The 13020-nt window shown below is 68.7% G+C and carries 12 protein-coding genes; 5 read left to right on the forward strand and 7 right to left on the reverse strand.

All coding sequences use genetic code 11. The annotated features are described in order from the left end of the window. Positions 1-19: 19 nt before the first annotated feature. Positions 20-640: an aa3-type cytochrome oxidase subunit III gene (gene ctaE, locus ACQEV8_RS11915; RefSeq protein ID WP_328338040.1), complete on the reverse strand. Its 621-nt coding sequence runs from the start codon at positions 638-640 to the stop codon at positions 20-22. Positions 641-785: 145 nt separating this feature from the next. Between ctaE and ACQEV8_RS11920 the strand changes: the two genes are divergently transcribed. Then, a complete protein-coding gene (locus ACQEV8_RS11920; RefSeq protein WP_432959610.1) occupies positions 786-1187 on the forward strand; it encodes a hypothetical protein in 402 nt (133 codons plus the stop codon). A 119-nt stretch (positions 1188-1306) separates the two neighbouring features. Here the strand turns inward: ACQEV8_RS11920 and ACQEV8_RS11925 are convergent, their stop codons facing one another. From ACQEV8_RS11925 to ctaC, 4 genes are all read right to left on the reverse strand, one after another. Continuing rightward, complete coding sequence (locus ACQEV8_RS11925) at positions 1307-2569, reverse strand: Ig-like domain-containing protein (protein WP_432959612.1); 1263 nt, start codon at positions 2567-2569, stop codon at positions 1307-1309. 131 nt (positions 2570-2700) lie between these two features. Beyond that, entirely contained in the window at positions 2701-3099 is a 399-nt protein-coding gene (locus tag ACQEV8_RS11930; protein ID WP_432959614.1) for a cytochrome c oxidase subunit 4, read from the reverse strand. Continuing rightward, the gene (ctaD, locus tag ACQEV8_RS11935) at positions 3096-4832 is read right to left on the reverse strand and encodes an aa3-type cytochrome oxidase subunit I (protein ID WP_432959616.1); all 1737 of its coding nucleotides are present in this window, start codon (positions 4830-4832) and stop codon (positions 3096-3098) included. The genes ACQEV8_RS11930 and ctaD overlap by 4 nt, the downstream gene beginning before the upstream one ends. Then, on the reverse strand, positions 4829-5827 hold the full coding sequence (gene ctaC, locus ACQEV8_RS11940; RefSeq protein WP_432959618.1) for an aa3-type cytochrome oxidase subunit II: 999 nt from the start codon (positions 5825-5827) through the stop codon (positions 4829-4831). Before ctaC ends, ctaD begins: the two co-directional genes overlap by 4 nt. A gap of 265 nt (positions 5828-6092) precedes the next feature. On the opposite strand from ctaC, the gene ACQEV8_RS11945 reads away from it, so the two are divergent. Continuing rightward, the gene (locus ACQEV8_RS11945) at positions 6093-7472 is read left to right on the forward strand and encodes a cysteine desulfurase/sulfurtransferase TusA family protein (protein WP_432959619.1); all 1380 of its coding nucleotides are present in this window, start codon (positions 6093-6095) and stop codon (positions 7470-7472) included. A gap of 92 nt (positions 7473-7564) precedes the next feature. Here the strand turns inward: ACQEV8_RS11945 and ACQEV8_RS11950 are convergent, their stop codons facing one another. Next, complete coding sequence (locus tag ACQEV8_RS11950) at positions 7565-8539, reverse strand: carbohydrate kinase family protein (RefSeq protein WP_432959620.1); 975 nt, start codon at positions 8537-8539, stop codon at positions 7565-7567. Between the two features lie 132 nt (positions 8540-8671). On the opposite strand from ACQEV8_RS11950, the gene ACQEV8_RS11955 reads away from it, so the two are divergent. Beyond that, positions 8672-8881, forward strand: a complete 210-nt coding sequence (locus tag ACQEV8_RS11955; RefSeq protein ID WP_432959621.1) for a hypothetical protein — start codon at positions 8672-8674, stop codon at positions 8879-8881. 145 nt (positions 8882-9026) lie between these two features. Next, the gene (locus ACQEV8_RS11960) at positions 9027-11042 is read left to right on the forward strand and encodes a hypothetical protein (protein ID WP_432959622.1); all 2016 of its coding nucleotides are present in this window, start codon (positions 9027-9029) and stop codon (positions 11040-11042) included. Between the two features lie 99 nt (positions 11043-11141). Here ACQEV8_RS11960 and ACQEV8_RS11965 read toward each other — a convergent pair whose 3' ends face one another. After that, positions 11142-11498 (reverse strand): HesB/IscA family protein, encoded by a 357-nt coding sequence (locus ACQEV8_RS11965; RefSeq protein ID WP_189724605.1) that lies wholly within the window; start codon positions 11496-11498, stop codon positions 11142-11144. 282 nt (positions 11499-11780) lie between these two features. Between ACQEV8_RS11965 and nadA the strand changes: the two genes are divergently transcribed. Then, entirely contained in the window at positions 11781-12965 is a 1185-nt protein-coding gene (gene nadA, locus ACQEV8_RS11970) for a quinolinate synthase NadA (protein WP_432959624.1), read from the forward strand. The last annotated feature ends 55 nt before the right edge of the window (positions 12966-13020 follow it).

A 13020-nucleotide genomic window follows, 5' to 3' on the forward strand; every position in this document is an offset into this window, starting at 1 on the left:
CGCGTGGATGCGGGCCCTGCTACTTGATCATGTAGATCGTGGCGAAGAGGCCGATCCAGACGACATCGACGAAGTGCCAGTAGTAGGACACGACGATCGCGGCGGTCGCCTGCTCATGGGTGAACCTGCTGGCCGCGTAGGTCCGGCCGAGGACCAGCAGGAAGGCGATGAGACCGCCCGTCACGTGCAGGCCGTGGAAGCCGGTGGTCAGGTAGAAGACCGAGCCGTAGGGGTCGGAGGACAGGGACAGGCCCGCCTCCTTGACCAGCTCCGTGTACTCGAGGACCTGACCGCCGATGAAGATCGCACCCATCACGAAGGTGACGATGAACCACATCCGGAGCTTCTTCACATCACCGCGCTCGGCGGCGAAGACGCCGAGCTGGCAGGTGAGCGAGGAGAGCACCAGGATGGTGGTGTTCGCCGCCGAGAACGGGAAGTTGAGATGGCCGGCCATCTCCTTCCAGTGATCGGGACCCGTCACCGATCGCAGGGTGAAGTACATCGCGAAGAGGGCCGCGAAGAACATCAGCTCGGAACTCAACCAGATGATGGTTCCGACGCTGGTGAGGTTCGGCCGATTGACCGACGGGTGCGCGTGCCCGGTTTCTGCTGTCGTTGCTGTCGCCACGACCGACATTATGTCGGTCGCTTATCCCGCCCTCACTCCGGGGGGTGCCGTTCGGAGTGTCTTCCCTTGTCGTACCGGTGTTGACGTGGTGTTCAAGGGAGTAGCATCCCGCCCATCGGGCCTGTCCTTACGACGCTGACGTCACGGAGGAACAATGCAGCCGACCGCCACGGTGCTGGTCTACAGCGACGACTCCAACACCCGCGAGCAGGTGCGGCTCGCCACGGGCCGACGGCCGGCTCCGGACGTCCCTGTGGTGGAGTTCCTGGAGTGTGCGACTCCGGACGCGGTGCTCAGGGAGCTGGAGCGGGGTGGGATCGACGTCTGTGTGCTGGACGGTGAGGCCGTGCCGATGGGGGGCATGGGGGTCTGCCGGCAGATCAAGGACGAGGTGTTCCACTGCCCGCCGGTGCTGTTGCTGATCGGGCGGCCGCAGGATGCGTGGCTGGCGACCTGGAGCCGCGCGGAGTCGGCTGTGACGCTGCCGGTGGAGCCGGTGGAGTTCGCTGCCGCCCTGGCTTCTTTGCTGCGGGAGAAGAAGGCTTTGAACGCCTAGGGACTCGGGACTCCCGGTTGTTCGGCGAGTGCGGGTGGGCTGTGGCTTGTCGCGCCCCCGCGGCGGAGCCGCATATGGATACAGCCCCGCGCCCCTGGGGGACGATGCCCTGAGGGCGTCTAGACGCTCTGCGGGCGCAGTCGGGCGCTGTCCGCCGCCGAGGGGCCGTCCGGGGTGCCGCCCAGAAGGGCGCTGCCCGTGCGCCACTTCTGCCAGTCGAGGTTCCAGTCGCCGAAGCCGTTGCCGAAGGGGGCCATGGTGTCGCCGCCGGAGTTGATGACCTTGACGATGTCGCCCTCGCGGACGGTGTCGTAGAACCAGGCGGCGTTCTCGGTGCTCATGCCGGTGCAGCCGTGGCTGACGTTGGCGGCTCCCTGGGAGCCGACCGACCAGGGGGCGGCGTGGACGTACTCGCCGCTGTTGGTGACCCGGACCGAGTGGTGGACGATCAGGTCGTAGAAGTCCGAGGCGCCGATGCTGGCGCTGGTCATGCGGACGGTGCCTTCCTTGGCCAGGACGACCTTGACGCCGTTGCGGGTGTCGTAGCCGGGCATACCCGTGGTCACGGGTATCTGGCGGATGATCTCGTCGTTCTTGTAGACCGTCATCTGGTGGGCCGAGGCGTCCGTGACGGCTATCAGCTTGTCGGCGGTGGTGATGGTCAGCGGTTTGGCCTTGCCGCCGCCCCACATGCGGTCGCCGATCTTGATGCCCTCCAGGTTGCTGCGGACCTGGACGGTGGCCTGTGCGGGCCAGTAGTCCTTCGGGCGGTAGTGGAGCTTCTTGTCGTCCACCCAGTGCCAGGCGCCGTCCACCGCGGGTATGGAGGTGACCTTGAGCGCACGTTCGACGACGGCCCGCTGGGCCCTGTCCTTGACGGCCCGGCTCAGCTCGGCGGTGACGGGCTGGCCGACGCCGTAGGTACCCGTCCTGGGGCCGAAGGTGACGTCCAGGCGCTTCTTGGTGGTGGGCTTGCCGGTGTCGAAGGTGACAACCTTGCGGCCGGGCGCCCCGTCCTCGTCCTCGGTGCTCACCCGGACCGTGTAGCCGGCGTTGGCGGCGAGCGGAGCGGTGCTGTGCCAGCGGCTGCCGTCGGCGGCGAGTTCGCCCGCCAGATAGCGTCCGGCGGCATCGTGGGCCGTGACGTCCGTGATGCGCCCGTCGGAGTCCTCGGCGACCACTTCCAGGGGCTTGTCCGGGTCGGCCTTCTCATGGCCCTCTGAGGGGCCGTTGAAGGAGATCTGGTCCGCCGCGTCGTAGGGGCGGTGGGAGAGCGGATTGCCGTCCGAGCCGCAGGCGGTGGTGACGCCCGCGCTGAGGGCTATCACCAGCAGCGTGCAACTGACGACGGTGCGGGGCCTGACTATCGCTGTGTGGCTCATGGCCTCACGCTAGGAAGACCCGTCAACACCGGCACGCCGAGAGACTCGTACGAGTGACACATGTTGCGGCAAAGGAAGGGGCCCGGACGCTCCTCTCGGAGTGTCCGGGCCCCTGAAGCGCTCGGCGCGTGTTACTGGGTGCGGTTCTCGCCGCGGTAGTACTCGAAGACCCAGCCCCAGACGCCGATCAGGATGATCGGCAGCGAGAAGTACATCAGCCACCAGCCGATGGCGACCGACAGGAAGGCGAGGGCGCCTCCGATCGCCAGCGAGAGCGGCTGCCAGCTGTGCGGGCTGAAGAACCCGACCTCGCCGGCGTCGTCCGCGACGTCCGCCTCCTTGTTGTCCTGCGCGCCCACGTCGACCCGCTTGGCCGTGAAGCCGAGGTAGAAGCCGATCATGATGCACAGGCCGAAGGTCAGGAAGAGGGCCGTGGTACCGGCCGGCTCCTTCGACCACACGCCATAGACGACCGCCATGACGAGGACGAAGAAGCTCAGCCACATGAACATCTTGCCCTGGATCTTCACTTGCCGGCCTCCTTGCCGCCAGCGAGGGCCTTGTCGCCGTGGCCCACGTTCTCGAGCTGATCGAGAGCGGCGATCTCCGGGTGGTGCAGGTCGAACGCCGGGGATTCACTGCGGATCCGCGGCATGGTGATGAAGTTGTGCCGCGGCGGCGGGCAGGAGGTGGCCCACTCCAGGGAGCGGCCGTAGCCCCACGGGTCGTCGACCTCGACCGGCTTGCCGTACTTGGCCGTCTTCCACACGTTGTAGAAGAACGGCAGGATCGACATGCCGAGCAGGAACGAGCTGATCGTCGAGATCGTGTTCAGCGCGGTGAAGCCGTCGGCCGCGAGATAGTCCGCGTAACGGCGCGGCATGCCCTCGGCACCCAGCCAGTGCTGGACGAGGAACGTGCCGTGGAAGCCGATGAACAGCGTCCAGAAGGTGATCTTGCCGAGACGCTCGTCCAGCATCTTGCCGGTCCACTTCGGCCACCAGAAGTGGAAGCCGGAGAACATCGCGAAGACCACGGTGCCGAAGACGACGTAGTGGAAGTGCGCGACCACGAAGTACGAGTCGGAGACGTGGAAGTCCATCGGCGGCGAGGCCAGGATGACACCGGTCAGACCACCGAAGGTGAAGGTGATCAGGAAGCCGGTCGCCCAGAGCATCGGTGTCTCGAAGGACAACGAGCCCTTCCACATGGTGCCGATCCAGTTGAAGAACTTCACACCCGTTGGTACGGCGATGAGGAACGTCATGAAGGAGAAGAACGGCAGCAGCACACCGCCGGTGACGTACATGTGGTGCGCCCACACCGTCACGGACAGACCCGCGATCGCGATGGTCGCGCCGATCAGACCCGTGTAGCCGAACATCGGCTTACGGGAGAAGACCGGGATGACCTCGGAGATGATGCCGAAGAACGGCAACGCGATGATGTACACCTCTGGATGGCCGAAGAACCAGAAGAGGTGTTGCCACAGCAACGCGCCGCCGTTGGAAGCGTCGAAGACATGGGCACCGAACTTGCGGTCCGCCTCCAGGGCGAACAGCGCGGCCGCGAGGACCGGGAAGGCGAGCAGGACCAGCACACCGGTCAGCAGCACGTTCCACACGAAGATCGGCATGCGGAACATCGTCATGCCCGGGGCGCGCATGCAGATGATCGTGGTGATGAAGTTGACCGAGCCGAGGATGGTGCCGAAGCCGGAGAAGGCCAGGCCCATGATCCACATGTCGGCGCCGATGCCCGGGCTGCGGACGGCGTCCGAGAGCGGGCTGTAGGCGAACCAGCCGAAGTCGGCCGCGCCCTGCGGGGTGAGGAAGCCACCGACCGCGATGAGCGAGCCGAAGAGGTACAGCCAGTAGGCGAACATGTTCAGCCGCGGGAACGCCACGTCGGGCGCGCCGATCTGCAGCGGCATGATCCAGTTCGCGAAGCCGGCGAACAGCGGCGTCGCGAACATCAGCAGCATGATCGTGCCGTGCATCGTGAACGCCTGGTTGAACTGCTCGTTCGACATGATCTGCAGGCCCGGCCGGGCCAGCTCGGCGCGCATGAGCAGCGCCATCACGCCACCGATGACGAAGAAGGCGAACGATGTGATCAGGTACATCGTGCCGATCGTCTTGTGGTCCGTCGTCGTCAGCCACTTGACCACGACACTGCCGCGGTTCTGGCGCCTGACCGGCAGCTCGTCCTGGTAGTGGGACCCTGCTGCCGCGGCACCCTGGGGTTCGTTGAGGATGCTCACAGGTTGTTCGTCTCCCGGTTCTTCTCGTGGCTCGTCTGCGCGATGCCGGCAGGAACGTAACCGTTCTGCTGCTTGTCCACGAGGTCCTTGAGGTGCTGCTCGTAGCGCTCGGGGGAGACGACCTTCACGTTGAACAGCATCCGAGAGTGGTCGACGCCGCAGAGCTCGGCGCACTTGCCCAGGAAGGTGCCCTCCTTGTTGGGGGTCACCTCGAAGGCGTTGGTGTGGCCCGGGATGACGTCCTGCTTCATCAGGAACGGCACCACCCAGAAGGAGTGGATGACGTCACGGGAGGTCAGCACGAAGCGGACCGTCTTGCCCTTGGGCAGCCAGAGCGTCGGACCGGGGTTGTTGGTCTGCGGGTTCCGCGTACCAGGGGTGCCGCAGTCGTAGGCGCCGCCGGCGTTGGCCGGGAAGTCCTCCTTGAACCGGTCCGGGATCGCGTCCAGGTCCTTGGAGGTCTTGGCGTCACCGGTGGAACCCGCGACGGGCTCGATGTAGTTGAAGCACCAGCTCCACTGGAAGCCGACCACGTTGACCGTGACGTCGGGCTTCTTCTTGAGGCTGAGCAGCTCGGACTCGTCACGGGCGGTGAAGTAGAACAGCACCGAGACGATGATGAGCGGGACCACGGTGTACAGCGCCTCGATGGGCATGTTGTACCGGGTCTGTGGGGGAACTTCGACCTTGGTGCGGCTGCGCCGGTGGAAGAAAGCACTCCACAGGATCAGACCCCACACCAGCACGCCAACGGCGAGCGCAGCCGCCCAGGACCCCTGCCACAGGGAGAGGATCCGCGGAGCCTCTTCCGTGGTCGGGGTGGGCATACCAAGGCGGGGGAAGTCTTCCCAGTTGTACGAGCAACCGGTGGCTGTCGCCAAGACCAGGCCCGCGGTCAGTGCCTGCAGCAGCTTCCGCCGCATCGGGCGCCGCGACGTGGGGGTACCACCCGCGCCCTTCAGGCAGCGGGGGAGGTCGGAGCCGTTGGGACTCACGTAGCGCCTTCCCGAGAGTCTCGCCCGCGCGGATCGGCTGCGGCCTGGCCTTCTCGCTGGTCGGTCGCCGCCCTGCGTCGGGCAGGGGTTTGGATGTTTATGCGGACCAAACCCTAGCCGACGCCCTCCGGGGGTTCTCTAGGAGGGGTGCCTAGTGGGGTGGGGTGTTCGCTTGATTGGCGGGTGCGGCCTTCGTTGTGGTTGTTCGCGCAGTTCCCCGCGCCCCTTTGGGACGTCCCTGTGCTGGACGTTCTAGCGTTGCTGTGTGGCCTACTTCGATGCTGCTTCCGCTGCTCCGCTTCATTCTGTTGCCCGGCAGGCTCTGCTGGCCTCCCTTGATGAGGGGTGGGCGGATCCGGCGCGTCTGTACAGGGAGGGGCGCCGGGCCCGGATGCTGTTGGACGCCGCTCGGGAGGCCGCCGCCGAGGCGGTGGGGTGCCGGGTGGACGAGCTGGTGTTCACCTCGTCCGGAACGCGTGCCGTGCACGCGGGGGTTGCGGGGGCGCTGGCCGGGCGGCGGCGGGTCGGGCGCCACCTGATCGTGTCGGCGGTCGAACATTCTTCTGTACTCCATTCGGCCGAGACCCACGAGGCGGGCGGCGGGTCCGTCACCCAGGTGCCGGTCGACCGGGGCGGGGCGGTGGATCCGACGGCATACGGCGATGCGCTGCGCGGGGACACGGCGCTGGCCTGTCTCCAGTCGGCCAATCACGAGGTGGGGACGGAGCAGCCCGTCGCGGAGGTGGCCTGGCTGTGCCGGGAGGCCGGGGTGCCGTTGCTGGTGGATGCCGCGCAGTCGCTCGGCTGGGGGCCGGTGGAAGGGGACTGGTCGTTGCTCACGGCCAGTGCGCACAAGTGGGGCGGGCCCTCGGGGGTCGGGCTGCTCGTCGTACGGAAGGGTGTGCGGTTCTCGGCGCAAGGGCCGGTGGACGAGCGGGAGTCGGGGCGGGCACCTGGTTTTGAGAACCTTCCCGCGATCGTGGCCGCGGCCGCTTCGCTGCGGGCCGTACGGGCGGAAGCGGCCGGGGAGGCCGCGCGGCTGCGGGAGCTGACGGAGCGGATCCGGGCCCGGGTGCCCGGGCTGGTGCCCGACGTCGAGGTGGCCGGGGACCCGGTACGCCGGCTGCCCGGGGTCGTCACCTTCTCCTGTCTCTACGTCGACGGAGAGGCGCTGCTGCACGAGCTGGACCAGGAGGGTTTCTCCGTCTCGTCCGGATCGTCCTGCACGAGCAGCACGCTGACGCCGAGCCATGTGCTGCGGGCGATGGGCGTGCTGAGCGAGGGGAATGTGCGGGTTTCGCTGCCGCTGGGGGTGGCGGAGGAGGAGGTGGAGCGCTTCCTGGAGGTGCTCCCCCGAGTGGTGGCGGGTGTGCGGGAGAAGCTGGGGACGCCGGTCTCCGGGGCAGTGGTGCGGGAGGCGGACGTCCTTGTCGTGGACTCCCTGGGCAAGCGGTGCCCGATCCCCGTCATCGAGCTGGCCAAGGTCATCGGTGATGTGCCGGTGGGCGGCCTGGTGCGGGTCCTGTCGGATGACGAGGCGGCGCGCTTGGACATCCCGGCGTGGTGCGAGATGCGGGGTCAGGAGTACGTCGGCGAGGAACCGGCGGACAGAGGAACGGCGTACACGGTCCGCCGGGTGAGCTGAACGCCCTGCTTCGGGGGCGCGGGGCTGTGTCGATATGCGGCTACCGCCGCGGGTGCGCGACCAGCCCCCACGCACCCGCACGCGGCAAACGGTCAGACCAGGTGCGCCTGAACCTCCGTCGCCGCCTCATCCCCGTACGCCTTGGTGAACCGCTCCATGAAATGCCCGCGGCGCAACTGGTACTCCTGCGTCCCCACCGTCTCGATGACGAGGGTCGCCAGCATGCAGCCGACCTGCGCCGCCCGCTCCAGGGAGACACCCCACGCGAGGCCCGACATGAATCCCGCGCGGAACGCGTCGCCGACGCCCGTGGGGTCGGCCTTGCGCTCCTCGTCCGGCGTGCCGACCTCGATCGGGTCCTCGCCGACCCGCTCGATACGGACACCGCGCGCGCCGAGGGTGGTCACCCGGTGGCCCACCCTGGACAGGATCTCCGCGTCGCTCCAGCCGGTCTTGGTCTCGATGAGGCCCTTCTCGTACTCGTTGGAGAAGAGGTACGTCGCCCCGTCCAGCAGGATGCGGATCTCCTCGCCGTCCATCCGGGCGATCTGCTGGGAGAAGTCGGCGGCGAACGGGATGGACCGGGAGCGGCACTCCTCGGTGTGGCGGAGCATCGCCTCCGGGTCGTCCGCGCCGATGGAGACCAGGTCGAGTCCGCCGACCCGGTCGGCGACGGTCTTCAGCTCGATGAGGCGGGCCTCACTCATGGCGCCCGTGTAGAAGGAGCCGATCTGGTTGTGGTCGGCGTCGGTCGTGCACACGAAGCGGGCGGTGTGCAGTGTGTCGGAGATACGGACGGAGTCGGTGTCGACGCCGTGCCGGTCGAGCCAGGCGCGGTACTCGTCGAAGTCCGCGCCCGCGGCGCCGACCAGGACCGGCCGGGTGCCGAGCTGTCCCATGCCGAACGCGATGTTCGCGGCGACGCCGCCGCGGCGGACGTCGAGCTTGTCGACCAGGAACGACAGCGAGACCGTGTGCAGCTGGTCCGCTACGAGCTGGTCGGCGAAGCGACCGGGGAAGGTCATGAGGTGGTCGGTGGCGATGGAGCCGGTGACTGCGATGCGCACGGCGTGGATTCTCCTGAGGGAGGCGGGCCTTGACACTTCACGCTATCGGGTGGACGGGGCAGCTCTGAAGGCAAGGAAACTACCCGATAGTAGATCTTTCTCCACGAGCTCGAGCGTGCCTACGGTGCCGCTATGACGAACCTCAAGGTCCAGGCACCCGTTCCGGTCGACCTCGAAGGCGATCTGGCGTCGTTGCCGGGTGACGGGGCGCGGATGGCTCCCCACTGGACGGCTCCCGACCGGATCGCCTCCCGGCCCGTCTCCCCGGCCCTGATCCACGGTGTGACCGTACCCCCGGCGTCGGCCCGGCTGCTCGACGCCATGTCGGACTACGGGGACTGAACGGGCCCCTGCGGGAACCGTGTGCTCCCCCGCTGCGTCCCATCGCTGTCCCCCGTAAAGGGGAGGCGGGATACGACCCACCAGCTGCCCGATCGTGACCGGTCCGGGTCCCATGGGACAGCTGTGCAGCCGAAGGAGCGATGCGGTGAACACCGAGCGACCCGACAACGACGACGACGCCAGGGAAGCGGGCGGCGCCGGAACCGCCGCTGACCCTGCCCGGGACATCGGGGGCGTCTCCGACGGTGAACGGGGTTCGGCGGACGCGCGGGACGAGACGGAGGCGGGTTCGGCGTCCGCCGAGGACGTGACCTCGGCGGACGCCCGGGACGGGGCGGAGGCCGCCGAGTCCGGCGGAGGCGGCGAAGCCCGCCGGGGTTCCGAGGCTCCGGACTCCGTGGCCGGTGAGGCCGACACGCCCGAGGTCGCCGAGACGGAGCAGGACCCTGAGGCCGAGGCCGACCCGGCCCCTGAGGCCCCTGACGCCTCCGATGACGCGTCCGACTCCACCGACGCCTCCGACGTCCGGGAGGACGACGACTCGGCGAAGTCGGCGGCAGCCGCACCGGAACCCGAGGCCGGCACCGAGAGCACCGGCGTCGACGAAGCCGGCTCGGCCCCGGACCGGGCGGCACGCGCGGCAGCCGGCGAGGGGCCGGACGGTGACCTGCCTCGGGACGTGGAGGAACTGGTCCACCCGGGCGCCGGGCGCCCCCGGACGCCCGCGATCATCGCCTCCGTGGCCGCCGCCGTGCTGCTGATCGGCGGGGGCGGGGCCTGGCTCGCCACCAACGTGGCCGACGGGCCGGGCGGTGGCCAGACGTCCGGCGCGCCGGGTGGGGACGACACTCCCCCGCCGCTCGCGCTCGACGGGTACTCGGAATCGACCTCCGGCGAGGGCAACGGCATCGCGCCCGGTGAGCCCAACCCCTACGGCGCCACCTACAAGCTCGGCGGCACGCTGCCGGACGGCCCCGGCGAGGCCCCGGTGTACCGGGCGCGGGGCGAGGTCACCAAGGAGGACGTGGCCCGGCTGGCCAAGGCCCTCGGGGTCGAGGGGACGCCGGTGGCTCAGGGCGAGGCCTGGAAGGTAGGGACCGGTCAGGACGGTTCGGGACCGAACCTCCAGGTGAACAAGCAGGCGCCGGGAGCCTGGACGTTCAACCGCTACGCCCCGGGCACCGACGACTGCAAGGGCACCGACACCTGCACGGCTCCGCAGTCCGGCGGCTCCCCGGTGACCGAGGCGGAGGCCGAGAAGGCCGCGGCGCCCGTGCTGAAGGCGCTGGGCCAGGACGACGCGAAGCTGGACGCGCGCCAGGTCATGGGCGCCCAGCGGGTGGTGAACGCCGCTCCCCAGGTCGGTGGACTGCCGACGCACGGCTGGAACACCGGGGTCACGGTCGGCTCCGACGGCGAGGTCGTCGGCGGCAGCGGTCAGCTGAAGGCGCCCGCGAAGGGGGACACGTACCCCGTGGTCAGTGCCAAGAAGGCGCTGGAGCTGATGGAGGAGCGGCCGACGAACGACCACCGCATGGGCATCGGCGGCTGCGCGAGCGCCGTGCCGCTGAAGGACCGGCTGGAGCAGCCCTGCGGATCACCGGCGAGCGGCTCTCCGGAGCAGGGACAGGGGCAGGGGCAGGAGCAGCAGGACTCGGTCACGGTCGAGGACGCGGAGTTCGGACTGGCCTCGCACTTCGTGGACGGGCGCCAGGCACTGGTGCCGTCCTGGCTGTTCGAGGTCACGGCGCCAGGTGCCAAGGACTCGTTCACGGTGACGTACCCGGCGGTCGACCCGAAGTATCTGACCTCTGCCCAGCCGAGCGAGCCCAGTGACAAGCCGACGTCGGCGCCCGGGCCTCGCGACGTAGAGGTGGACGGCTACCGGGCCGAGGGATCAGAGCTGACCGTGACCTTCACGGGCGGAGTGTGCGCCGACTACGACGTGAAGGCGAGCGAGAAGGGCGGCGAGGTGACGGTCGAGGTGACCTCGACGGCGTGGCCGGACAAGATCTGCATCCTGATCGCCAAGCAGTTCCAGGAGACCGTGCGGCTGGACGAGCCGCTCGGCGACCGTGCGGTCGTGGACTCGGACGGCAAGGGGGTCCCGCTGGCCAAGGAGGGCGCGCGGCTGCCGGCTCCCCCGACGCGGGAGCGCTAGGACCGATCCAGGCAGGTAGCGAACGCGAAGGCGGCGGCCCCCTCGGAGGGGGCCGCCGCCTTCGTCATGTCCGCGGCCGCCCGTGGCGGCCCGGCTGGCTCAGCTGAAGGAGTCGCCGCAGGCGCAGGAGCCGGTCGCGTTCGGGTTGTCGATCGTGAAGCCCTGCTTCTCGATCGTGTCCACGAAGTCGATCGTGGCACCGCCCAGGTACGGGGCGCTCATGCGGTCGGTGACGACCTTCACACCGCCGAAGTCCTTCTCGACGTCGCCGTCGAGGGAACGCTCGTCGAAGAAGAGCTGGTAGCGCAGGCCGGAGCAGCCGCCGGGCTGGACGGCGACGCGCAGCGCGAGGTCCTCGCGGCCTTCCTGGTCGAGCAGGGTCTTGACCTTGTCCGCGGCGGCGTCGGTCAGGATGATGCCGTCGCTGACGGTGGTGGTCTCGTCCGATACGGACATCTACATCTCTCCCGGGTTGTACGGAGACTGCTTGCCGACAGTGGCAACCGGCGGGGCCGCGGATTCATTCCGGGCCGGGCGCTCGATTTACGGCTCCGTTTCATGCTCGCACACACGCCGGGAACCGGAAAACGGCTCTTTCCCGGTGTTCCCGGGAATGAACGGCGACTCACCGGGATTCACGTCACACAGACGCTATGGCCATCGTCAAAGTGACGTGAAGCGGTTATGATAGATAGCGTCAAATCGACGAAAAGTCGCGGAACAGAAAGGGTGCGTGTCGTGACCACCGCCCAGCCCCAGGAGCTCGACGTACAGCCGACGCCCCTCGCCCTGCTGCTCCTCGGCCGTGAGGCCGACCCCAGGAGCGAGCGCGGCGTGGAGTGCCCCGGCGACCTGCCCTCGCCGTCCGACCCGGACCTGGTGGAGCGCGCCCGCAAGGCGAAGGAGAAGCTCGGGGACAAGGTCTTCGTTCTCGGCCACCACTACCAGCGCGACGAGGTCATCCAGTTCGCCGACGTGACCGGTGACTCGTTCAAACTGGCCCGCGACGCGGCCGCCCGCCCGGAGGCCGAGTACATCGTGTTCTGCGGTGTGCACTTCATGGCGGAGTCGGCGGACATCCTGACGTCCGACGACCAGAAGGTCGTCCTGCCCGACCTCGCCGCCGGCTGCTCGATGGCCGACATGGCGACGGCCGAGCAGGTAGCCGAGTGCTGGGACGTGCTGACCGAGGCCGGGATAGCCGAGCAGGTCGTGCCCGTCTCGTACATGAACTCGTCCGCCGACATCAAGGCGTTCACAGGCAAGCACGGCGGCACGATCTGCACCTCCTCGAACGCGAAACGGGCCCTGGACTGGGCCTTCGAGCAGGGCGAGAAGGTCCTCTTCCTGCCGGACCAGCACCTCGGCCGCAACACCGCCGTGCGGGACATGGGCATGTCCCTGGAGGACTGCGTCCTCTACAACCCGCACAAGCCGAACGGCGGCCTCACGACCGAGGAACTGCGCGCCGCCAAGATGATCCTGTGGCGCGGCCACTGCTCGGTGCACGGCCGCTTCAGCCTCGACTCGGTGAACGACGTGCGCGAGCGCATCCCGGGCGTGAACGTCCTGGTCCACCCCGAGTGCCGGCACGAGGTCGTGGCCGCGGCGGACTACGTCGGCTCGACGGAGTACATCATCAAGGCCCTCGAGGCCGCCCCGGCCGGCTCCAAGTGGGCCATCGGCACGGAACTGAACCTGGTCCGCCGCCTGGCGAACCGTTTCGCACCGGAGGACAAGGAGATCGTCTTCCTCGACAAGACGGTCTGCTTCTGCTCGACGATGAACCGCATCGACCTCCCCCACCTGGTCTGGGCCCTGGAGTCCCTGGCCGAGGGCAACCTCGTCAACCGCATCGAGGTGGACAAGGAGACGGAGGCGTTCGCGAAGCTGGCGCTGGAGCGGATGCTGGCGCTGCCGTAACGGTCCTGCCGCAGTCCGCACGGGCAAGGCCCCACCCGGTGTCCGGGTGGGGCCT

Origin of the sequence: Streptomyces sp. CA-179760 (genome assembly GCF_050937045.1) — a bacterium.
Taxonomy (GTDB): Bacteria; Actinomycetota; Actinomycetes; order Streptomycetales; family Streptomycetaceae; genus Streptomyces.